Source organism: Mesorhizobium sp. 1M-11 (genome assembly GCF_001303895.1).
Lineage (GTDB): Bacteria > Pseudomonadota > Alphaproteobacteria > Rhizobiales > Rhizobiaceae > Mesorhizobium.
This window is the reverse complement of sequence record NZ_LJSD01000051.1, coordinates 330,131-352,177: the sequence shown is the minus strand read 5'-3', so window position 1 is coordinate 352,177 and position 22,047 is coordinate 330,131. Positions and strand designations below refer to the sequence as shown.

General features: G+C 64.5%; 21 protein-coding genes. 13 read left to right on the top strand and 8 right to left on the bottom strand.

What is annotated here, in order from left to right; genetic code table 11:
- Positions 1–1,004: 1,004 nt before the first annotated feature.
- The 3 genes from AO692_RS22470 (at position 1,005) to AO692_RS22460 (ending at position 4,876) form a co-directional block, all read left to right on the top strand.
- The gene (locus AO692_RS22470; protein WP_054312264.1) at positions 1,005–1,295 is read left to right on the top strand and encodes a GIY-YIG nuclease family protein; all 291 of its coding nucleotides are present in this window, start codon (positions 1,005–1,007) and stop codon (positions 1,293–1,295) included.
- Between the two features lie 544 nt (positions 1,296–1,839).
- Positions 1,840–3,816: an FAD-dependent oxidoreductase gene (locus AO692_RS22465; RefSeq protein ID WP_054312263.1), complete on the top strand. Its 1,977-nt coding sequence runs from the start codon at positions 1,840–1,842 to the stop codon at positions 3,814–3,816.
- A 454-nt stretch (positions 3,817–4,270) separates the two neighbouring features.
- Positions 4,271–4,876 carry a hypothetical protein gene (locus AO692_RS22460; protein ID WP_054312262.1) on the top strand — a complete coding sequence of 202 codons (606 nt, stop codon included), beginning with the start codon at positions 4,271–4,273 and terminating at the stop codon, positions 4,874–4,876.
- 169 nt (positions 4,877–5,045) lie between these two features.
- On the opposite strand, the gene AO692_RS22455 is transcribed toward AO692_RS22460, so the two are convergent.
- The 3 genes from AO692_RS22455 to AO692_RS22445 form a co-directional block, all read right to left on the bottom strand.
- Positions 5,046–6,041, bottom strand: coding sequence for an acyltransferase family protein (locus tag AO692_RS22455; protein WP_054312261.1), 996 nt, complete (start codon positions 6,039–6,041; stop codon positions 5,046–5,048).
- Positions 6,042–6,337: 296 nt separating this feature from the next.
- Entirely contained in the window at positions 6,338–6,922 is a 585-nt protein-coding gene (locus AO692_RS22450) for a dihydrofolate reductase family protein (protein WP_054312260.1), read from the bottom strand.
- A 560-nt stretch (positions 6,923–7,482) separates the two neighbouring features.
- Positions 7,483–8,532 (bottom strand): RNA polymerase subunit sigma-70, encoded by a 1,050-nt coding sequence (locus AO692_RS22445; protein WP_054312259.1) that lies wholly within the window; start codon positions 8,530–8,532, stop codon positions 7,483–7,485.
- Between the two features lie 209 nt (positions 8,533–8,741).
- Between AO692_RS22445 and AO692_RS22440 the strand changes: the two genes are divergently transcribed.
- The 5 genes from AO692_RS22440 (at position 8,742) to AO692_RS22415 (ending at position 11,859) form a co-directional block, all read left to right on the top strand.
- Positions 8,742–9,632, top strand: a complete 891-nt coding sequence (locus tag AO692_RS22440) for an arginase family protein (protein ID WP_054312258.1) — start codon at positions 8,742–8,744, stop codon at positions 9,630–9,632.
- A 79-nt stretch (positions 9,633–9,711) separates the two neighbouring features.
- On the top strand, positions 9,712–9,978 hold the full coding sequence (locus AO692_RS22435; RefSeq protein WP_054312257.1) for a hypothetical protein: 267 nt from the start codon (positions 9,712–9,714) through the stop codon (positions 9,976–9,978).
- A gap of 91 nt (positions 9,979–10,069) precedes the next feature.
- On the top strand, positions 10,070–10,678 hold the full coding sequence (locus tag AO692_RS22430; RefSeq protein ID WP_244483446.1) for a hypothetical protein: 609 nt from the start codon (positions 10,070–10,072) through the stop codon (positions 10,676–10,678).
- Between the two features lie 436 nt (positions 10,679–11,114).
- Positions 11,115–11,393: a hypothetical protein gene (locus AO692_RS22420; protein ID WP_054312255.1), complete on the top strand. Its 279-nt coding sequence runs from the start codon at positions 11,115–11,117 to the stop codon at positions 11,391–11,393.
- Between the two features lie 139 nt (positions 11,394–11,532).
- Positions 11,533–11,859 (top strand): PRC-barrel domain-containing protein, encoded by a 327-nt coding sequence (locus AO692_RS22415; RefSeq protein ID WP_054312254.1) that lies wholly within the window; start codon positions 11,533–11,535, stop codon positions 11,857–11,859.
- A 21-nt stretch (positions 11,860–11,880) separates the two neighbouring features.
- On the opposite strand, the gene AO692_RS22410 is transcribed toward AO692_RS22415, so the two are convergent.
- Positions 11,881–12,882, bottom strand: a complete 1,002-nt coding sequence (locus tag AO692_RS22410; RefSeq protein ID WP_054312253.1) for a serine hydrolase — start codon at positions 12,880–12,882, stop codon at positions 11,881–11,883.
- Between the two features lie 172 nt (positions 12,883–13,054).
- Between AO692_RS22410 and AO692_RS22405 the strand changes: the two genes are divergently transcribed.
- Positions 13,055–13,474 (top strand): hypothetical protein, encoded by a 420-nt coding sequence (locus AO692_RS22405; RefSeq protein WP_054312252.1) that lies wholly within the window; start codon positions 13,055–13,057, stop codon positions 13,472–13,474.
- A 22-nt stretch (positions 13,475–13,496) separates the two neighbouring features.
- On the opposite strand, the gene AO692_RS22400 is transcribed toward AO692_RS22405, so the two are convergent.
- Positions 13,497–14,390: a LysR family transcriptional regulator gene (locus AO692_RS22400; RefSeq protein ID WP_054312251.1), complete on the bottom strand. Its 894-nt coding sequence runs from the start codon at positions 14,388–14,390 to the stop codon at positions 13,497–13,499.
- Between the two features lie 114 nt (positions 14,391–14,504).
- Between AO692_RS22400 and AO692_RS22395 the strand changes: the two genes are divergently transcribed.
- The 4 genes from AO692_RS22395 (at position 14,505) to AO692_RS22380 (ending at position 16,807) form a co-directional block, all read left to right on the top strand.
- Positions 14,505–15,239, top strand: a complete 735-nt coding sequence (locus AO692_RS22395; protein ID WP_054312250.1) for an SDR family oxidoreductase — start codon at positions 14,505–14,507, stop codon at positions 15,237–15,239.
- Between the two features lie 305 nt (positions 15,240–15,544).
- Positions 15,545–15,757, top strand: a complete 213-nt coding sequence (locus AO692_RS22390; RefSeq protein WP_054312249.1) for a 4-oxalocrotonate tautomerase family protein — start codon at positions 15,545–15,547, stop codon at positions 15,755–15,757.
- Between the two features lie 97 nt (positions 15,758–15,854).
- Positions 15,855–16,061 carry a hypothetical protein gene (locus AO692_RS22385; RefSeq protein WP_054312248.1) on the top strand — a complete coding sequence of 69 codons (207 nt, stop codon included), beginning with the start codon at positions 15,855–15,857 and terminating at the stop codon, positions 16,059–16,061.
- A 260-nt stretch (positions 16,062–16,321) separates the two neighbouring features.
- Positions 16,322–16,807, top strand: a complete 486-nt coding sequence (locus AO692_RS22380; RefSeq protein WP_200911767.1) for a heme-binding protein — start codon at positions 16,322–16,324, stop codon at positions 16,805–16,807.
- A 103-nt stretch (positions 16,808–16,910) separates the two neighbouring features.
- On the opposite strand, the gene AO692_RS22375 is transcribed toward AO692_RS22380, so the two are convergent.
- The 3 genes from AO692_RS22375 to AO692_RS22365 all read right to left on the bottom strand — a co-directional run bounded on the left by AO692_RS22375 (position 16,911) and on the right by AO692_RS22365 (position 22,022).
- On the bottom strand, positions 16,911–19,709 hold the full coding sequence (locus AO692_RS22375) for an autotransporter serine protease (RefSeq protein WP_054312246.1): 2,799 nt from the start codon (positions 19,707–19,709) through the stop codon (positions 16,911–16,913).
- A 255-nt stretch (positions 19,710–19,964) separates the two neighbouring features.
- Positions 19,965–20,234: a hypothetical protein gene (locus tag AO692_RS22370; RefSeq protein ID WP_054312245.1), complete on the bottom strand. Its 270-nt coding sequence runs from the start codon at positions 20,232–20,234 to the stop codon at positions 19,965–19,967.
- Between the two features lie 135 nt (positions 20,235–20,369).
- A complete protein-coding gene (locus tag AO692_RS22365) occupies positions 20,370–22,022 on the bottom strand; it encodes an ABC transporter substrate-binding protein (protein WP_054312244.1) in 1,653 nt (550 codons plus the stop codon).
- Positions 22,023–22,047 lie beyond the last annotated feature (25 nt).

The following is a 22,047-nucleotide window of genomic DNA, read 5'->3' as shown; positions in this document are numbered from 1 at the left end:
GAAAGGAGCGAAGCGACTGCAGAGTGTCGGGGATCCATTCCAGAACCTTGATGGAAATGGAACCAGCTTCGGCGAGCGGTCAATCTCGGAACGCGAACTGGGATCTGCACCGCCGCGCCTTCCTCCCCGTTCCGGAATGGATTCCCGACACTCTCCGCTCCCTGCGGTCGCTCAGGAGGTCGAGGATGACGGGCTGCATGGATGCCGGCGCTAACTGTCACCGGTGGCACTTGGCGTCCTCCAGACGTTGCAGATCGGGCTCATTGTCCCGCACCAATCTCCAACGCTGGCGTCACCATCAGCGTTGGAGAATAGCCGGCACGCCCCCACCGCCGTCATCCTCGACCTCGAAAGGAGCGAAGCGACTGCAGAGTGTCGGGGATCCATTCCGGAACCTTGATGGAAATGGAACCAGCTTCGGCGAGCGGTCAATCTCGGAACGCGAACTGGGATCTGCACCGCCGCGCCTTCCTCCCCGTTCCGGAATGGATCCCCGACACTCTCCGCTCCCTGTGGTCGCTCACGAGGTCGAGGATGACGGGCTGCATGGATGCCGACGCTAACTGTCACCGGTGGCACTTGGCGTCCCCCAGACGTTGCAGACCGGCTGATTGTCCCGCACCAATCTCCAACGCTGGCGTCACCATCAGCGTTGGAGAATAGCCGGCACGCCCCTACCGCCGTCATCCTCGACCTCGAAAGGAGCGAAGCGACTGGAGAGTGTCGGGGATGACGGGCTGCATGGATGCCGGCACTAACTGTCACCGGTGGCACTTGGCGTCCCCCGGACGTTGCAGACCGGCTGATTGTCCCGCGCCATCCTCAAACATCAGCGTCATCACCAACGTTCGAGACTAGCCGACGCGCCCTTCACCTCGTCATCCTCGACCTCGTAAGCGACCGCAGGGAGCGGCGAGTGTCGGGGATCCATTCCGGAACGACAAAGATTCGACACGGTCCAGAACCGGCTTCAATCCGTCCCCCGCTGCCGATAATATCGGGAAATGGGGCGAAGGGGCTGCGTCTATATTCTGGCGTCACGGAAGAACGGCACGCTGTATATCGGCGTGACGTCGGACCTTGCCGGCCGGCTTCTGCAACATCAGACCGGAACAGGGTCGAAATTCGCGGCGCGCTATGGCGCGATGCGGCTGGTGTGGTTCGATGAATATGACCTGGTCGTCGATGCGATCGCACGCGAGAAGGTGATCAAGAAATGGCCTCGTGCCTGGAAGATCAAGCTGATCGAGGAACGCAATCCCGACTGGCAGGATATCGCCTGGCATCTGCTCTGACTTTGTTCGCCGGCGCCAGCGTTCGTGGCATTCCACCAACGTTCCGGAATGGATCCCCGACACTCTCCGCTCCCTTCGGTCGCTCCGAGGTCGAGGATGACGGGCTGCATGGATGCCGGTGCTAACTGTCACCGGTGGCACTTGGCGTCCCCCAGACGGTTGCAGGTCGGCTCATGATCCCGCGCCAGCCTCAAACGTCGGCGTTATCACCAACGTTCGAGATTAGCCGACGCGCCCTTCACCTCGTCATCCTCGACCTCGTAAGCGACCGCAGGGAGCGGAGAGTGTCGGGGATCCGTTCCGGAACGTCGAGGAAGGAGCGGCGGTGCAGACTCCAGTTCGCGTTCCGAGATTGACCGCTCGACCGGAGCTGGTTCCATTCCGGAACGCAGAAAAGGATGGGCACGGCCATATGCGATTGCCCTGGCTCGGTTGCCTCCAGCTCAACCAGCGAAGAATTTCGTTCACATTGACGGCCAGCCTCGATTGTTCGTCCATGGCACACGCAGCGGGTACCGGCGCGCATCGCTCCAGGGAGGCAACCATGTCCGAATTCAGGCGGCTGTTCACGCCGGTCGCGTTGCGCGGAAAGACGCTGCGCAACCGCATCGTCTTCGGCGCTCACACCGCGAACATGGCGGCCGACGGCCTGCCGACCGAACAGCATGTCGGCTATTATGCCGAGCGCGCCATCGGCGGCGCCGGCATGGTCGTCGTCGAGCCGATGCCCGTGCACCGGGCGGCGGTGCTGACCCGCGGCAATTTCCGTCCGTCCGACGACAGCGTCGTCCCGCATTTCCGTAAAGTGACCGAGGCGATCAAGGGCAATGGCGCCGTCGCCATCCAGCAGCTCTACCATGTCGGCCAGCACGCCGATGCCGACAACTCGTTCCATGCCGGCTGGTCGCCGTCGGGCCTGCCGAGCTACCACGATTCCGACGGCTCGCACCGCATGACCGAGGCCGACATCGAGGAAACGATCGACGGCTTCGTCCAGGCCGCACGGCGCTGCCGCGAGGCCGGCTTCGACGGGGTCGAGGTCTGGGCCGCCTATCATTCGATGCTCGACCAGTTCTGGACGCCGTGGTCGAACCGGCGCGACGATCGCTGGGGCGGCAGTCTCGAGAACCGCACCCGCATGAGCCGCGAGGTGATGAGCCGCATCCGCCGCGAATGCGGCGACGATTTCATCGTCGGCCTCGCCATCAACGACGACCCGGACGTCGAGGTGGCGCTGCAGCGCGAGGCGCTGGCCGAGATCGTCGACCGGCACGACCGCGACCATCTCATGGACTATGTCACCTGCGGGTCCGGCAGCTATTTCGACTTCTACAAGATCATCCCGACCTTCCTCTATCCGGAGAAGCTCGGCGCCGACCTCGCGGCGGTGCTGAAATCCACCGTGCGCCATGCCCTGGTCACGGCCGAGAGCCATATCCGCACGCCGCAGAACGCCGAGAGCGTGCTCAGCGAAGGGCGTGCGGATCTCGTCTCCATCGTGCGCGGCCAGATCGCCGATCCGCACCTTGCCAACAAGGCTGCCGCGGGAAGGGCCGAAGACATTCGCGGCTGCCTGTCCTGCAACCAGATGTGCTGGGGCCGGCGCTCGCGCGACTACTGGATCAGCTGCGTCATCAACCCGTCGGCCGGCCGCGAATGGGAGTGGGGCGGCGACCGCTTCACGCCGGCCGCGAGGCCCAGGCGCGTGCTGGTCGTGGGCGGCGGCCCGGCCGGGCTGGAGGCCGCGCGCGTCGCCGCCGAGCGCGGCCACCGGGTGGCGCTCGCCGAAGCCTCGGATCGTCTCGGCGGGCAGTTCCGGCTTGCCGGCATGCAGCCGCGCCGCGCCCAGATCATCGACCTGATCGACTGGTACCAGCGCCAGCTCGCAAAGCTCCAGGTCGACGTCCGCTACGGCCAGTATGTCGAGGCGGACGATGTCGCGCAGGAAGGCGTCGACCACGTCATCGTCGCCACCGGCTCCCAGCCGCAGGACGGCGCTTTCCAGAGGGCGCTGCCGCAGTTCGACGCCATACCCGGCGGTGGCACGGTGCTTTCGGCCGAGGCCGTGATGGCGCGCGAGGCGAGGCCCGGAAAGCGCGTCATCGTGCTCGACGATGGCGGCAACTGGAAGGGCTGCGGCACCGCCTGGCGGCTGGCCGAGGACGGCCACGAGGTCACGCTGGTGACGCCTGATCCACTCGTCGGCAAGGAGCTGCAGCGCATGGCGGCCGACGGCCCGCTGCGCCGCGCGCTGGCCAGGCTCAACGTGCGCTTCCTGACCGAGAGCGCCGTCGTCCGCTGGGACGGCAAGACGGCCGCGATCGCATCGCTGCTGACGGGAGTGAGCGAAGAGCACCCGGCGGACGCGCTGGTCTTCGCCGGCACCAACATGGCCGAGGACAGCCTTGCCGCCGAACTCGACGCACGCGGCATCGCCTTCACCGCGATCGGCGACTGCACCGCGCCGCGCCAGGCCGCCTATGCCATCCACGACGGACGCAAGGCCGCGCTGGGACTGTAGCGTTTCCAGCGGGGCACGGTCCAGGGAGCGCAAGTTTTCCGGTCGCAGGGTGATCGCCGACGTCACCCGGTACGACCTGGGCAATGTCTGGATCGCCGCGCCTTCTTCAGCGTTCCGGAATGGATCCCCGACACGCTCCGGTCGCTGCGCTCCCTCTCGCGGTCGAGGATGACGAGGGTAAGAGCGCTCCGGCGAAATCTCGAACGTCGGTGACGACATCTAAGGTCACGTCAGGTACCGACGATGACAGTTAGCCGCGACAGGACATGAAGTCCGTCATCCTCGACCTCGTGAGCGACCGTAGGGAGCGGAGAGTGTCGGGGATCCATTCCGGAACGCAGAAGGGAATGGCTCGGCAGAAGCACAGCTATGCGAATGCCTCGCGACAAACCGGGTTGACCGCCGCACCTGAACGTCCACTATGCGAAAGGGCGGGGCAGGCAGGAGAACCTTCATGCCCAAACCCCTCATCGCCCTTCTTGTCGTGACGTCGGCCCTCTCGTTCGCAGGCAGCGCCCCCGTATCGGCCGACGAGCCCACCGCCGCCCAGCGCATGTCGGAACCCGGCCCCCTGGAAGAGATGCTGACCAAGCAGACCGGCCAGTGGGATGTCGTCGCAAGCCTGTGGCCGGCGCCGGGGGCAGAGCCGATCGTCGCCCGCGGGCTGGTGGCCGAACGCACCATGATCGGGCCGATCCTGCAGGAGATCATGAAGCCGGCGCCGGGCGGCAACCAGCCCGATTTCACCCGCATCGACTATCTCAATTTCGACCGGGTCGAGGGGCGCTGGAAATATGTCTCCATGGACACGCGCTTTCCCGTCTCCATCATGCCGGCGCGCAGCTTCGGCCCCGCGACGGACGGCAAGATCGACGTCCAGTTCGAACCGCAGGGCTTTGTCGGCTTCGGCACCGAAGTCGAAGGCCGCTTCATGGTCTCCGACATGGCGATTTCCAGTTCCGACGTCGATCACATGCTGAAGGAACAGCACGTCATGATGGCCAACGGCACGGGCAAATCCTGGCTGTTCGTGCGCTACGAATACACCCGCCGCCACTGAGTGCTGAAGGACATCGGAACGCGAACTGGGATCTGCAGCGCAGCGCCTTCTTCAGCGTTCCGGAATGGATCCCCGACACTCTCCGCTCCCTGCGGTCGCTTCGAGGTCGAGGATGACGGTCTTCATTGGCGCCGGCGCTAACTGTCACCGGTGGCACTTGGCGCTCCACTCAGCGCGCCTTGCTCCCGCCGGCCATCTCCCCGAAAGTGACCAAACCCCTCGGCGGCGGGCTGAACAGGCGTCGCATCGGCGTGTCGAGCGTCGCGGAGATCGCGGCGATCAGGATCGAAACGCCGATCATGACAGGCAGCGAGACCGAGCCCAGCACGCCGCTGCTGGCCAGGACCATGACGATCAGCCCGTGCACCAGATAGATCGACAGCGAGCGCTCGCCGAACCAGGCCAGCACCGTCGAACGGCCCGGCACCAAGGCGCAGAAGCCCAGCACGGCGGCCAGGCTCAACGCCAGCACCAGCAGCCGGCCGAGCCCGGGATAGGCCGAAAAGGGCGCGGCACTTGAGTAGTCGCGGCTTCCGGTCAGCGCCGAGCCGTCGAGGCCGTTCAGCCACCACACCGTCACCACCAGCATGGACAGCCCGAACAGGCAGGAGAAGGCGAGGCGATGGCGTCCGGCCAGTGCCACCAGCTGCGCGCCGTAGAGATGGCCGAGCACGAAGAAAGGCAGGAAATAGATTGTCCGGGCAGCGCTCAGCGCATAGCCGACGGCATCGTCGTAGCCGACGAAGATGGCCCCGAGAAGCGCCACAGACAGCCCGACCGGAGAGGCGAACAGCGGCAGCAGCAGGCGCCAGCCGATCATGCTGGCGATGAACCAGAGCAGCCAGTAGGGCGTCAGTGGCGAATAGCTGTACCAGTCGGTCAGCCGGCCGGCGCCCAGATAGATGAGCTGGAAGACGACGAGCGGGAAGAACAGCGTCCACCCGATCTTCTGGTAGTCGCGGCTCTTCAGCGTGTCGCGCGCGAAGATGCCGGACAGGAAGACGAACAGCGGCATGTGGAAGGCGTAGATATCGGTATAGAGCGTCTGCAGCAGGATCGATTGCGCGGATGGCTTCTCGATCAGGTGGCCGAAGACGACGAGCAGGATCCCTGCTCCCTTCAATGCATCGATAGCGCCGTTTCGGCCACTCTTGGCTGTGTTCATGCGGTACCCATTCCGTGAGCTCCGCCGTTCGAGTTAGTGCGTCGCTCCGCGATGTGAACCCCGTCTCACTCCTGAGCCGGCTATCGGTCTGCGGAAGCCAGGGCCACGAATTGGCGCAACGCCCGGTGGTTTCAGGCGTTGCGGCATCCCGGCACGCCGGCAAACGATGCGATCAAAAACGATGAAGCGCGGTCCCCGAATGTTACCGGCTGCCAAGGGGCGGGGTCGCCAAAGATCGAATCCGCGGAAAGCACCCCGGCCTGTCTGCGCAACGGTGTCCACCGTCCAGCAACCTGTCAGTGCGCCCGACAGTCGTAGTGCAAGGCTGCTATATCCGAGCCTGCGAGCCGGCGCTGGCCCAGCAGCTTGAACGGCGCGCTCGAGCCGGGCTGGAATGTACGCACGCCTCCGCCCAGGACGACGTTGCCCACCAGAAGGTGAAACTCGTCAACCAGGCCATGCGCAAGCAGGTCGTTGAAAAGAACGCTGCTGCCGAAGATCAGCAGGTCGGCACCGGCCTGGGCCTTGAGTTCGGTGATCCGCGCATGCACTCGTGTCCTTTTCACCACCTCGGCGCCGGCCCAGGGAGACGTTTTCGCCACAACCAGCGTGTCGCTGGCGACGAGCTTGTGTGCGGCGTCGGCACGCTCGGCGATCTCGCGTTGCACCGGGTCGCTGGCCGGACCGCGATCGACATTCGGCCAGTAGCCTTCGAACATGGGGAATGTGGTGGCACCGAAGAGCAGCGTGCCCGCGCTGCGCATGAGTTCAAGGTTGTGGGCGTCGAACGCCGGCCCCATTGGCAGCATATCGAGCCGGCCACCTGGGCCGGCGCAGTAGTTGTCGAGTGAGCTCAGGATGCTGACGACGAGCTTGGCCATTGCAAATGTCCTTCTGCGGAATGCAGCCCCGGACCTTCCGGGCCTGTCATTGCCTTAGAGACACTGCGATGCGGAAACTCATCGCTCCGCGGTGAAAAATTTCCAGAGCGGTTGTTTTTTCAGGAGACGTGGACCCGCTCTGCTGATCGAAGCCGGGTCTGAACCGTGTCGAATTTTCAGCGTTCCGGAATGGATCCCCGACACTCTCCGCTCCCTGCGGTCGCTCCGAGGTCGAGGATGACGGATTGCATTTATGATCGATGCTAACTGTGACCGTTGGCACTTGGCATCGACGCTGGTGATGAGCGAAGACGACCAGGGAACTCCGTCATCCTCGACCTCGGAGGGAGCGAAGCGACTGGAGAGTGTCGGGGATCCATTCCGGAACGCAGGAGAATGAGATCGATCTCGCCTCAGAAGCCCGCCAGCCACATCGATGGCCCTTGGAAGAAAGCGAATTGAAGCCGGGCCTGGACCATGTCGAATTCTAAGCGTTACGACAGCACTCTCCGCTCCCTGCGGTCGCTCCGATGTCGAGGAGGACGGAGTCCCGGCTCGCCCTACTGAACCTCGTCGTGCATCCCGAACCGACGGCAGACCGCAGGGTCCAGAAAGCTGTCGATGGCGGTGATGTGGCCGTTGGCGATGCTCAGCAGCACGACGCCGCCCGGCCGGAAGCGGTCGTCGCCAGCCTGCTTCAGATAGCAGGCGAATCCGGGCTGGCCGTTGCCGCGCAGCGGTTGCAGCCGCCAGGGGGTCTCGAACACGCGCTCGGCGAAGAATTTTCCGACAAACGCGCGGCCACTGAACCATGCCGGCAGCGGCGGCATGGTGAAGCGGACATCCTCGGCCAGCAGGTTCACCATTGCCGTGAGGTCGCGACTTTCCCAGGCGGATACGAAGGAGTGCAGCAGCGGTTCGAGCCCCTGCGCATCGACATGCGGCATCTCGCCGGACTGCACGGTTGCGGGTGTCTTCGCCCTCATCGTCTGTCGGGAGCGCTGCAACGCACTGTTGGCCGAGGCCACGGTGGTTCCAAGGATATCGGCCGTTTCTGCGGCCGAGTAGCCAAGCACCTCGCGCAGCAGCAGCACGGCGCGCTGCATGCCGGGCAGGTGCTGCAACAGGGCAACGAAGGCCAGTCCGATATGTTCGCGGCGCAGCAGGATCGCTGCCGGGTCTTCGCTGGCCGCCAATTCGCTCTCCGGCATCGGTTCCATCCACACGGGCCCCGGCACCGGCTCGCCGAGTTCCGCTGTGGACCGAAGCGGCGCGGCGAGATCGCCTGAGGTGAGACGCCGTGGGCGTTTCGAAATCATGCGCAGGCAAATGCGGGTGGCGATGCTGTTGAGCCATGTGGCGAGCGAACTGCGTGCCTCGAAGGACCCCAGGCCACGCCACGCCGCGAGCAGTGTCTCCTGCAGGGCATCGTCGGCATCGAAGGGGGAGCCGAGCATGCGGTAGCAATGCGTGTGCAGCGGCTTGCGATAGGGTTTCATGAGCTGGTCGAATGCCGATGCGTCGCCAGCTCTTGCTTGCCGAAGCCACTCGCTTTCGGCTGGATTGGCAGGTTTCTTGACTGCCGCTTGTCGCGCCGCATGTTGGGACATGTCGAAAACCGTGAGTTGGGAGGCCAGAATGTCCGCTCTCCGAGCGGTACCTTAGAGCGTTTCCGTTTTTCACGGAAATGCGGAACGTTCCAACTCTGGGCGCCGCACGCTTTCAGGCGGGCCCCGAGACGGAGGGCTCAACGGGAACGAAAAACAGCAGCTGCCGTTATCGAAACAAGCTCGAAAATGGTCACTACGGAGGCGCGCCTGTGCCGAGCCCTTATGCGGTTCTCGAAGCCCCTTCCACGCTGGGTCTGGCGACTGACGGTGTGGAGCGCTTGTCTGGCCGTCTCCTCGACCTTGGCCTTGCGCAGCGCATCCATGCGCGCCACGCCGAGCGGCTGGCTGTGCCCCCGAAGGACCCGACGCCCGATCCCGAGACCGGCATCCTGAACGCCAGGGCAATTGCGGCTTGGTCGCCCCAGCTCGCCGATGCGGTGGAAGCGGTGCTTGACGCAGGCGCGTTTCCGGTGGTGCTGGGCGGCGACTGCACGATTTTGCTGGGCTCGATGCTCGCGTTTCGACGGCGCGGCCGCTACGGCCTGTACTTCATCGACGGCCATGCCGATTTCTTCCAGCCCGAGGCGGAACCCAATGGCGAGGGTGCCTCGATGGACCTCGCCTTCGTCACCGGCTACGGCCCGTCGCTCCTGGCCGACATCGAAGGCCGCGGTCCGCTGGTCCGCCCTGAAGACGCCGTCGCGTTCGCCTATCGCGATCACGAGGACCAGGAGGAGTACGGAGGCCAGCCGCTGCCCGAAGAACTCAAGGTGCTTGACCTCCCCGCTGTACGCGCGAAGGGTATCGAGGCGACTGCGCGCGAAGCGGTCGATCACCTGACGCGAGCGGAACTGGACGGCTTCTTCATCCATCTCGACGCCGACTGTCTCGACGACGCCATCATGCCCGCTGTCGATTTTCGCGTGCCGGGCGGATTGTCGTGGGACGAGTTGACGGCCGCGCTTCGGATTGCCTTGGCGAGCGGCAAGGCAGTCGGCCTCGAGATCACGATCTACAATCCGCGCCTTGATGAGGACGGCAGCGCCGGGCGCGGCCTGGCCGACGTACTGGCCGCGGCGCTCGAAACGGCAGCGCCATGAAGACGACGAGCTGTCCTCGCAGCCGATGCGGACCCGCACTTCGCATTGAACCAGATCCCAACCGCCGCTATCAGCGGGCATGAAGTCCGCAATCATCCTCATGATCGTCGGCGCGATCATCTTCGGCGTTACCTTCGCCGGCTGGTACCTGCTCAATGCCTTCGCCTGCGGCATGAGCCCGACGGGCTGCACCGGCTTTTCGCTGAAATGGCGTGATTGGGAGGCGTTGCAGCTCTTCGTGCCCACCTTCGTCATCGGCGGAGCGGTCTTCCTGTTCGGCCTGTGGCGCGCAGTCAGGGCGAAGGCCGCCGGACCGGGCATCGACAGGGGGCGCGGCGATGCCTGAGGTTGCAATCCGGTTCATGCGAGCGATCTTCTTACCAGCGTTCCTCTGCGCTGCTCTGTTGGCGCCGGCTGGGTCACTCGAGGCTGAAGACATGAATGCCGATTGGCTGATCTCTCCGCATCACGGCATCGGCCGCCTCGCCTTCGGTCTCTCGCCAGAGGCAGTCGCCGCGCTGGCGTCGCTTTATGGCGAGCCCGGCCCGCTGATGTCGCAGGCCCATGTCGCCGACGATGTCGAAGCGGTGATCGCCCAGCAGGGTGCATCCATGTCGGAAGAAACCATTGCAGCTGTGCGCCGCGCCGCACGGGAGCTGGCCAATTTCGCGACGCAGACCCTGACGAAGGGGCAGATCCCGATCCTGCTCGAATACCGGGACGGCCGGCTCGATGGCGTCACGGTCGAGGCCCGGCATAAGCAGGCGCATTACGACGGCCAGTTCGTTTTCGCGCTCGGTGCCCGCGAGGTGCTGGCCTTGTTCGAACGCGCCAACGGGGCGCCGGGCCGCTACCGATCCAGCGAGGCGGCTTTCGACAACATTGCGGTGTCGCTCTTCAACTTCACTGCGACGTCGCCACGGGGCGAGGTGCGAGCCTTGGCGGAGGCGGATGCCGATTTCCGGGACCGTTCCGTGACGCTGCGCCGCCAGCCTTACCGGCCGGCCGACGAACTCGACCAGTTCGTGACGTTTTCGTTCAATTGAGGGCCATAACCGGCGGCGACAGTTGGCGCCGAACCGAGGTCTGCACCGCTGTGCCTTCCTCCACGTTCCGGAATGGATCCCCGACACTCTCCGCGCCCTGCGGTCCTCCGAGGTCGAGGATGACGGCATTCCTATGTTTCGCGCCAACCACCAACGCTGGCGTCACCATCAGCGTTGGAGAAATAGTCGACACCCCCACCACCGTCATCCTCGACCTCGCAGGGAGCGAAGCGACTGGAGAGTGTCGGGGATCCATTCCGGAACGTTGGTGGAAATGGAACCGATGCTTGGTCTGGGCGCTGTGTCTTTGTCCACTTTCGGCTCCGACACTCGCCCTTCGGTCGCTCCGAGAAGAAGAAACGCTCCAACGCTTCTCGCGCCGCTCTCCTTGCCCGCGTCAGGCGACTCTGCTCTATCTTCGCTTGTGGAGGCGACGATGCCAGCGATCGACCCGAAGCGTGCGGACGGCGGCGAACACCCCGACAAGCCGGGCTGGCCGGAAGGCGTCGAACCGGTCTCGCTCGAGGATATCGGCAAGCTCGGCATCCACCAGGTGAGCGAGAATATAGGTGCGAGGGCCGAGTTCGTGCTTCGTGACGACCGGGGCTCCGTTCCAGTGCAACTGCCGGGTGCCGCGATGGCCTGGGCGACGGTCGCCAGTGCGTTGATCGGGGCCGTGGCCTTGCTCCACCAGGTCTACGTCAACCTGCCATAGCCTTTCGCCCTTTCGCCGGGCGCGACGCTCTGCCGCCGCTTCATTGCGCGGCGAATGGCGCACATTTTGGGAACGGCAGGTCTGTTCACCGGTTGGGGTTGTCTGAGCCGAACAGGAACAACCCTGGAAGGAGACAACCATGGACCACACCAATCATGTCCGTCTCAGCGCGGTCGAGATCAATTCCGACACTTTGGCTGGGGCCACCGTCTATGGCTCGAATGATGACAATCTCGGTTCCGTTTCCCATGTCCACGGCGCAGGCCGTGAAAGCGAGATCATCGTCGATGTTGGCGGCTTCCTCGGCATCGGCACCAAGCCGGTGGCGCTGCGCGCCAGCCAGCTCGATCTCATGCGCGATGAAGACGGCGAGGTTCACGTCGTCACCGCCTTTACCGAGGAACAACTGAAACAGATGCCCGAACACCACGAGCCCGATGGCGGCGCACCCTGGCCATCGTCGTGAACGCAGGTCAGGCAGCGTCCTTTACGGCGCCGCGGCAGCGATCTGTTTCAGGAGGCCGAGGAAATCGCTCGTCCTGATCCCCTCGGGAGTCTGCTTGAGGTCCACCATCTGCACCACGACCAGTTTCTTGGATGGAACATAGGCGATGACCTGGCCACCGAAGCCGGCGGCATAGGCGGCGTTCGGTCCCCATTCCTCGGGCGGCAGAACCCACCACATATAGCCGTAGCCCTGCCGCCCGCGTTTGGTCCATGAGTAGGCGGTGGTCGATTCCTTCACCCAGGCGGCCGGCACGATCGGTTTGCCGGCCCAGCTGCCGCCGTCGAGGTAAAGCTGGCCGAAGCGGGCGGCGTCGCGGGCGCTGAGCCTGAACGGATAGGCTGGATGTTCGGAAGCGGCTTCGGTGGCATAGCGGCCATCCGCGGGCGAAAAGTCTTCCATGCCGAGCGGCCGTGCGATCCGCGTCCCGAAGCTCTGGAAAATGTCCTCGCCCGTCAGCTGGCGGTAGATGGTGCCCAGCGCGTTGAAATCCCAATTGTTGTAGAACCAGAAAGAGCCGGGCGCATGGCTGCCGCGCTCCGGGCGCTTGCGTTTTATCGCCTTGGTCTCATGCGCGGCCGGGTGGTAGATGCCCGAGCGCGCCATCAGAAGGTCGCGCACCGTCGCTGTCTTCTCGGTGTCCGTCAGGGCAGGCGCCTTGTCGTCGATGCCGAGGCTGGCCAGGCTTTTCGACAGGTCGATGCGCCCTTTGGAAACCGCGATGCCATAAAGCGCGCTGAGCAGGCTCTTGCGCACGGAGGCGACGTTGATCTTGGCGGTCACGTCGCCCCAGCTGGCGATCGCCTTGCCGTCCTGCACGATGAGGAAAGCTGCAGGTTTCAACGCCTTGGAAGCATCCTCCACCGCCGCGAGTTTTGGCATCGACCAGCCGGCGGCCTTGGGATCGGCGGTCGGCCATGGTTCCGCGGCGGCGTGGCCGTGCAGGAACAGCGCAATGACAAAGGCAAGCATCCAGGGTCGCATCGACACTCTCCAATCGGACCGGATTTGTGGCGGACAATCCGGTGAATTTTTGACCGGCGCAAACAGACCTGGCTTGTCGGGCCCGTATTGTCGCGTCGGTTACCATGTCCGCAAATCGCACCTTGCAGTTGCGACAAAGTGGAAGTCTGCTGGCGCGATCTTGGGGGGTACGATGCCGATCGTATTGTGGGCGCTTCTCGGGCTGCCGATGTGGTACGTTTCGATGGTCCGCGCGGCATCGTTCACCGGCGATATCGCGGCGTATCTCACCCTCACCGGCGCATTCACGTTCTGGCTGGCGGTCATTCTGGTGCTGGTCCGGAGAAAGCTACCGGATTTGACGACGGCTGCGCTGACGATCGTCCTTCCTCACGCTCTCGTCGTGCTTGCCACCATCCTGCGCGGTCAGGTGATGGAGCCGGGCTGGATTCTGCTGACCTTCGCCGGCCTGCAACTTCTGGTCATCGCGGTGCTGATCTGGCGCTCGCATGCCAACCGGCTTGCCGGTGTCCTGTTCGGCTGGTTCGCAGCCACCTACGGAGGCGTGGCGTGGATTCTCGCAGCGATGTCATTCACGAACAGTTGGCTATAGCGTATCGGCTTGAGACGCCGCCCTAAAGCACCGCCTGCCTGAACATCTCCGCCACCCATTCCAGGAAAACCCGCAGGCGCGGCGCGACCTGGCGGTTCTGAGGGTAGAGCGCCGACAGCGGGGTGGGCGGCGGCGGCGTTGCGCGCAGGATCTCCACCAGCACGCCGCTCGCCAGATCCTGCGTGAAGCGATAGCGCGGCGCCTGGATGATCCCGAGGCCGAGCCGGGCGAGACCTGCCACCGTGTCCGAATTGTTGCTGGTCACGCGGCTGGGCAGCACGATCTTGCGCACGCTGCCATCCACCATGAACTCCAGCGGCATCACCTCGCCGGTGCGCGACGACACGAAGCCTGCCATGCGGTGTCCGTCCAGATCATCCGGGCTTTCCGGCGTGCCGTGTTGCGCGAGATAAGCCGGGCTGGCGGCCGTGATTTCCTCGATCGTTCCCAGCCTGCGCAGGATCATGCCGCTGCTCGTCGGCTCCCCGGCGCGGATCGCGCAATGGATGCCTTCCCGCACCAGGTCGACCAGCCGGTCGCCTTGCCCCAGATGCAGGTCGATCAGCGGGTAGCGCGCCAGGAATTCGGGCAGGCGCGGCAACAGGAAAGTGTGGGTCAAAAGGCCGGGCGCATCTACCCGCAGCTGTCCGCGCGGCTGGCCGCCGCGCAGGTCGCTTTCGGCTTCATCGAGCTGGGCGAGGATTTCCAGGCAGCGCCGATAATAATCCTCGCCGTCCGGCGTCGGCGCCACATGCCGCGTCGTCCGCTCCAGCAGGCGGGCGCCGAGATTGGCTTCCAGGCTCTTCAGCGCTTCGGTGGCGGTGGAGCGCGGCAGGCCGAGATCCGCCGCGGCCGCCGTGAAGCTGCGCCGTTCCACCACCTGCACGAACAGGCGCATCTGCTCGAGGCGATCCATTCCAGCTCCTGCCGTTTTGATTGTTCATAATATCCGAATAGTGATGGCGAGAGTAGGGGGATTATCCCGGCTGCATCGATCGCTATCTCCTGATCACAACACAGGAGATCGATCATGCAGCAGCAACGTGTCGCCATCGTCACCGGCGCATCCAGGGGCATCGGCGCCGCCGTGGCGCAACAGCTTGCCCGCGATGGCCTGGCCGTCATCGTCAACTATGCGCGTGGGCGCGCGGAAGCCGAACAGGTCGTCGCCACCATCGAACGGGAGGGCGGCCGTGCCCTCGCCGTCCAGGCCGATATCGGCGAGCCGGCTGGAACAAGCACGCTGTTCGATGCTGCCGAACAGGCCTTCGGCGGAGCCGACGTGCTGGTCAACAACGCCGGCACCATGAAGCTCGGTACGCTTGCCGAGGTCGAGGATGCCGATTTCGACCGCCAGGTCGCGCTCAACCTCGGCGGCGTCTTCCGCGGCATGCGCGAAGCGTCGCGGCGGCTGCGCGATGGCGGGCGTATCGTCTCCTTCTCGTCCAGCGTCGTCGGGCTCTACCAGCCGGGTTATGGCGTCTACGCCGCCACCAAGGCGGCGGTGGAGGCGATGACGCATATCCTGGCCAAGGAACTGGGGCCACGCGGCATCACCGTCAACGCGGTCGCGCCCGGTCCGGTCGAAACGCAGTTCTTCATCGAGGGCAAGAGCGATGACCAGATCCGCGCCATTGCCGGCATGAACCCCTTCAAGCGCCTCGGCCAGCCGGAAGATATCGCCCGCGTCGTCGCCTTCCTCGCCTCACCGCAAGCCGGCTGGATCAACGGCCAGGTCATCCGCGCCAATGGCGGCGTGATCTGAGGGCGGGCGACAAGCTCAAGCGCTGTCCCCCTCTCCGTCTTGCCTCGCGGCGGCAAAGCCGCCGTGGGCAAGCCACCTCTCCCCCATTTCATGGGGGCGAGGAACCCAAGCTGGATAGGCGCCGGCGTTGCAACTGCGGTTCCTCGCCCCTGCCGAAGGCGGGGGAGAGGTGGCTCGGCGAAGCCGAGACGGAGAGGGGGCGATAGCGCCATGCCCCCCCATGATAGCCCGCCACCTACTTGGCCCAGCTCGATCCTTGCCCCAACTTCTTCCCCGCCACCCAATCAACCCAAGGAGAACCCGTCATGCCCTTCGCCAACATCAAGGTGCCGCAGGCGGCGCTTTCGAAAGTCCAGAAGGAAGAGATTGTCCATCGCGTCACGTCCCTGTTCGTCGACTATTTCAGCGAAGCCGTGCGCCCGCACACCATGGTGCTGATCGAGGAGGTGCCGGACGGCGGCTATGGCCGTGCCGACGAGGTCTACGTCATCCCCGAAGCGTACCGGGCGAGGGACTAGAGCCGGCGAAGCAATGGTTCGCTGCGCCGGCCCGCCGCCGAAACTTGCCGGTCGCGGCCATGTGTGGTTCCCTCGAACCTCCGGTGCGGAGATTGCTATGCGGATTTTCTGGGCAGTCGTTGTGGGATCGGTCGCTCACTTCATCATCTCGTTCGCGGTCAGTTTTCCCTTCGGATTTTTCGAAGGGGTCACGAATTCGACCGTGAACCTGCCAGACTGGCTCACCCTGACGATCTACCAGCTCGAAGTCGCCGCGGCGATCGCCGTCGCGGTCTACTGGTTCAGCCGCCAGAAATCCGCGTAGCCATCGCGGCCCTGGCCCCGGAAGTCGTCGCCAGCCAAGGGACCGGACAATCCGCTACAGGGGCGGGCAGCGTTTACCACTTCGGCGACCTTTGCTTGTCGGCGCGGATCGCCTGTGTTCTTCTAAATTAGACGAGCCTTATGGGCGTGGGGCCTCTGCTGGAAGACGACAGAAGGAGCGCGCCATCCGTCAATATCCCTATTGATCCCCTTTTCAATCGGCCCGCCTGACGGGAACCCGACATATATTTGGAGACCATGATGAAGAAACTTGTTTGCGCGTCTGTCGCTCTGTTCGCCCTCGCATCGGCAGCATCTGCCGAGGAGTTGACCGAAAGAAACATCTCGCTGGCAACGGCAACCGAACTCGCCCAGGAGGGCGTCGCTGCCTGTGCCGCCAAGGGCTACAATGTCTCGGTCGCGGTCGTCGACCGTGCCGGCCTGCTCCGGGCTCTCATGCGCGCCGACGCAGCCGGCCCCCACACCATTGGCGCCGCGCAGGCAAAGGCCTTCACCTCGGCGTCTTCCCGCTCGCCGACGAGCGGGATCGCCGAGACCGTGCAGGAGAATCCTGGAGCGGCCGGCGTGGCCGACATCCCCGGCTATCTGGCCCTGGCCGGCGGCGTGCCCATCAAGATCGGCGAGGAAACCATCGGCGCGATCGGCATTGGCGGCGCGCCGGGCGGCAACCTCGACGAGGAATGCGCCGTGGCGGCCCTCGACAAGGTCAAGGACAAGCTGAAATAGGCCATTGCTGCACGACAGCCTTCCCGCCGCCGGGCTTCACGCCGGCGGTGGTTTGCTTTTTCGCCCCCGCCTTTCGACGTTCTCGGCCATTGGCTCCGTCCCTTCAGAACCTGACGCTCAGATCGGCCCTGAAGCCGTGATCCCGCGATTGGGTGCTGATCTGGCCCTGATAGGAGACGCCGAGGCTCGCCGCCGGTGTTATGGCGAAGTCGAGCCCGGCTTCGAGCACGGCCGCATCCCTGGCGATCGGCGCGCCGGCAGTCGAGAAAGCCGAACTGCCCGAGAGCGTCTGGGAGACGGTCGGGGTGACATCGCCATAGCCATGCCGCCAGCCGATCGTGCCGCGCGCGGTTGCCTTCATCGTGCCGAGGTCGAAGTCGGTCGAAGTGCGCAGGCCGAGCGTCGAGAAGGTGACGGCGTTGGAGCCGCCATGGACGGTCAGCGCCGCCGCCCCGCCCTGTTCGGTGAAGCCGCCGGTGTGGACGTTCACATAGGCCAGGTTGGCGAAGGGCTCGAAGGCGACGCTGCCTGCCTTGATGCCATAGCCGAGTTCGCCGAACAGCTGCGTGGTGCCGGCGCGATAGTCACTGCTTTCGCTGATGGCGATGTCCCCCAGAGCGAGCTGGCGGCCGCTTTCTATCCGGCTCCATGTGTGAGTCAGGCCGGAACGGAAAGAGAGCGCACCCCATTGCGTGCCGCCATAGATGCCGAGATGGTAGTTCTCGGCTGAAGCCGACGATCTGCGATCGTCGATTTTGAGGGAAGAGTGGCTGTAGCCGGCCAGGAAACCCAGCCGCCAGTCGCCAAGCTGCCCACCACTGCCGACGAGGCCGTCGAGGCCGGTGACGAAGCCGCCGGTGGAGCGCGACAGTTTGCCGGCGTTGCCGTCGCTGTCGGTCGAGCCCCAGGAGCCGAAGGCAGAGCCCCAGGCACCATGGCGTTCTGCGGTCCGGACCGAGGCGGTGGTGATGTCTTTTGCGTCGTCGCCATAGGCCAGCATTGGCAGCGGCTGCGCGCCCACCGTCTCGAAAGCCGAGCGCAGCCGGTCGTTCATCCGGGTGCCGATCAGCTGGCTGTTCTCGATCAGGCCGGTGACGGTCGAGCCATGGACTTCGCCCGGCAACTGCCCGAACAGGTCTGCCGCATCTTCGCCACTCAGGGTCACAGCAAGGTCGTAGAATGGCTGGCCGATGCCGAGTGCTTCGACGGCCGCCGCTGCAGCGGCGCCGTTGCCGGTTGTCGCCCTGTCGGCGAAGGCCACCGTGTTGCGGGCAATGTCAAGATAGACGGCGGTCGGATCGTAGGAGAGCTTGAGGTCGAGGAAGGCGTAGCAGCCGCAATCGTCCTCGAAACGTCCGGTGATGCCGCCGAGCGCGGTCAGCACGGTGTAGCGCCGGTCGCCCTGGTAGCCGCCCATCGGCACCAGCGCGTCGACCCAGCCGCTGACGGTGGCGCTGCCGGTCACGTCGACCCGGCTGGTGCCTTGCGGCGCGCCGACCATCACCATCAGGCCGGCATCGGGCGACTGCGTATAGTCGCCGTCGATGGTCAGCGTGCCACCCTGGCTGCCGAGCCCGCCATAGACGGCGCCCTCATTCTGCACGTCGCCATGGACGGTGCCGCCGCCGGAAAGCACGCCTTCGGGTTCGATGAACGTGTCCGAGCGGATGCTGCCGTCGATTGCAAGCACCCCCTGCGCGATACGCGTGTCGCCGCGATAATTGCTGTCGCCCGTCAGGATCAGCGCGCCGTCGCCGGCCTTGACCAGCCCGCCATTGCCGGTGATGTCGTTTTTCCAGCTGCTGCGGCCCGATGGAACATCGGCGACGAAATCGCCCCAGTCGAACTTGCCGGGCCCGCGCACCGCCTTGCCGACGTTGAGCAGGCCATAACCCCAAAACTCGTCTGGTCCATCCGGCCCCACGTCGGTGGCGGTGCCGAGCAGCACCTGCCGCACCTGGCTCATCGTCATATAAGGGAAAGCCTGGGCGACCAGAGCTGCCGCGCCCGCTACGTGCGGAGCGGCAAGGGAGGTTCCGTTGTATCGTTGATATCCGCCAGAATTGCTCGCGACGAAAATGGGATCGGTGGGATATTCCGTGTCGAACCAGTCGCCGCCGCCAGGTGCGGCGAGGCAATAGTTCTTGGCGACCCCGCAGTAGTTCGAATATTCCGGGATCCATCCGGCCGGATCGACCGAGGTCACGGCCAGCCAGCCGCCTTCCAGTTCCGGGAACAGATACGGCATACCGGCTGAATAGCTTGGCTGCGCCAGATAGCCATTGTGGGTGGCAACGATCATCAATGTGTCGTTCGCGACCGCTTTTCTGGCTGCCGCGAGATAGTCCGGCTCCCAATATTCGATATCCTCCGGCAAGACATCGGTAACTGGGAGATCTGGGTTGCCGTAGCTGTTGACGATGATCTTGACGCCTCGGTCGACCAGGCCGTTGAGAGCATGGTTTATCATCACGTGCTTAAGGCCGGACGGATCGGACTCCTGCGCCATCACGATTGTCGCGCCGGGCGCGACACCGTGCATGCCGACACCGTCTCGATTGGCCGCAGCAACCGAAGCCACCGGAGTTCCATGATCCAGGAAATCCACGAACCAGGGCGTTTCGCGGTCGTAGCTGATGCCTGGATCGTATCGTCCGAAGAACTCGGGGTGGTTTATGTCGAGGCCCGTGTCGACAAAGCCGAGCTTGATACCGCTTCCGTCCAGCCCTTTAGCATAGGCATATTCCGCGCCAATGAAGGAAAGCCCCCATTGCGCCATGAACTCCGGTGTGCGCCATGTCGCGGGATCGGCCGGGTCGCCAATGCTCTGGGCGGCGGCAAGAGACGGCACAGCTGCGGCAAGCAGAAGCGCGGCAAGGACGGTCCGGTGCGATTTTGCCAAGGCATTCCCCCAATGCCCGCGCCGCGCATCCGTGGTGCGCTGTGTTGAAAGAAAACGGAGATTCCTGACGCGAGCGGAGGGAAACTAACCGTGCCTTCCGGTCGGAAAAATACGGCAGATGCCGTATTTCGTCATCGCGTGAGCATTGGGAAACCAGGCTATGCCGCTATCTCGAATCCATCAAAATGCATAGCGCCAGCCCGGCGTCAGTTCGAGGGAGCGTAGCGCTCTTTCGTTGCCCGTGCCGATCGATCGTTAGCCGGCGGCCTGCATCCTGCCGCGCCACCACAGCAATGCCGATTTGGCGACAACGCCTGCGACACAGCCGGCGATCCACGGAAGGACAGTGAAAAAGAGGAAGACGATCTCAAACGAGTCTCCGCCTGCCTGGTAATATCCCCATGCCCAATAAGCTGCCGCAATCAGGGCCAGGACGGCCGCGACCGCGCAGAACGAGCGCCACCCGGGCATCGCCAGGATCAAAAGAAACGGAACAAGGAACAGGATAGCGGAAGCGATGTACATGATGTGGCCTCCTCCCACAGGCACACCTCATCGCTATTGATCGACGCGGTCTGTTAAGCGCCCCACACAGGCCGCACTGTGCCGCCTCAGGGTTCGGACCGGCCCGTGGGACCACGGCCTGGCAAAAGCCGTCGATCACGTCTGCAGCCACACCTCTTCGAAGACCGTTTCCTGCATGGGGTGCGTGTTGTAGTTCTTCACCGCCTGCGCCGAATGGTTGAAGATCTTGCGCCAGTAGGCCTGCACGAGCACACCGGAATCCTGCAGGATCTTTTCGACATCCTTCATGATGATGCGCCGCTTCTCCACGTCCGGCGTCGCCATGGCCTGCGCCAGCTTCTCATCGAACTCCTTGCTCGAGAAACCGGACTCGTTCCAGGCCTCGCCGGACCGGTAGGCGACAGCCAGCACCTGCACGCCGAGCGGGCGCATCGACCACACGGTCAGCGAGAAGGGATACTTCGTCCAGTCGTTCCAGAAGGTCGAACCCGGCAGCACCGTGCGCTTCACCTTGAACCCGGCTTCGCGCATCTGCGCGGCGATCGCGTCGCCGGTGTTCTTCTGCCAGTCCTCGTCGACGGTGATGATCTCGTGCTCGAAGTCGGCCTGGCCGGCTTCGGCCATCAGCGCCTTGGCCTTTTCGATGTTCCTTTCCACCTTCGGCAGCGGCGCATAGTCCGGATGGATGCCGCAGACATGGTGGTTTTCCGCCACCTCGCCCAGACCGTTGTAGCCGAGGCTGAGAACGGCGCCATTGTCGACCGAAAGCTGCACGGCGTTACGCACGCGCTGGTCGTCATACGGCTTGTTCTTGACGTTCATGCGGGCCGTCACCGTGCCGGCGGTCAGGATCTCGCTGCGCACCAGGCCCATCTTGTCGAGGATCGCCACATAGTCCCCGGTGGACTCGTAATTAGTATGGACCTCGCCCGCCTCGAAGGCGCTGATCATGGCGTTGGGGTCGTTGCCGTAGTCGATGAATTCGACGCCGTCGAGATGGACCTCGCCACCCCACCAGGTACCCCCATTCTCGCGGCGCCTGTAGGTCGCCTTCACAGCCGTTTCATAAGAGACGAGTTCGAAGGGGCCGGTGCCGATCGGGTTCTTCACGAAGTCCGAACCCATCTTCTCGAAGTCGCGGTGCACGATGAGCGCCGGATAGTCCGAGAAGGCCGGAATGATCGAAATGTCCGGCGCCGAGGGTTTCAGCGTCACCGTATGGTCATCGACTTTTGCGATGGCGCCGTCGCGCGCCTTGCCGGTCGCCGGGTCGATCAGGCTCGCCATGCGCCCGGCCATGGAATTGCCTTCGGCCGATTTCTCGCACCAGCGGTTCAGGTTGAAGACGACGTCGTCGGCGTTGAAATCGTCGCCATTGTTCCACTTCACGCCCTTGCGCAGATGAAGCACATATTCGGTCGCGTCGTCGTTCACCTCCCATCGGTCGAGCAGCATCGGCTTGAAGGTGAAGTCCCTGGTGTAGCGCACCAGGGGCTCCAGCACCTGGCGGGCGATGTTGCCCATCTCGCCCCAGTCGAGACTGCGGATGTCCTTCATCTCCTTGACGAGCATGGCAACCTTGATGACGCCGCCCTTCCTGGGCTGCTCTGCTGCCATCGCGACCGGCACGGGCAGTCCGATCAGACCATAGGCGACGGCGGTCGAAACGCCGAACACGCTCGCCAGCGCCAGGAACTCGCGCCGATCCATACGTCCAGCCGAAGCCTCCTCGGCCATCTTGTATACGGTATCGGGAACCTGCCTTTCAGCGCCCGTCAAGAAACCCATCTGCTCCTCCCTGGTTCTAGCCGGC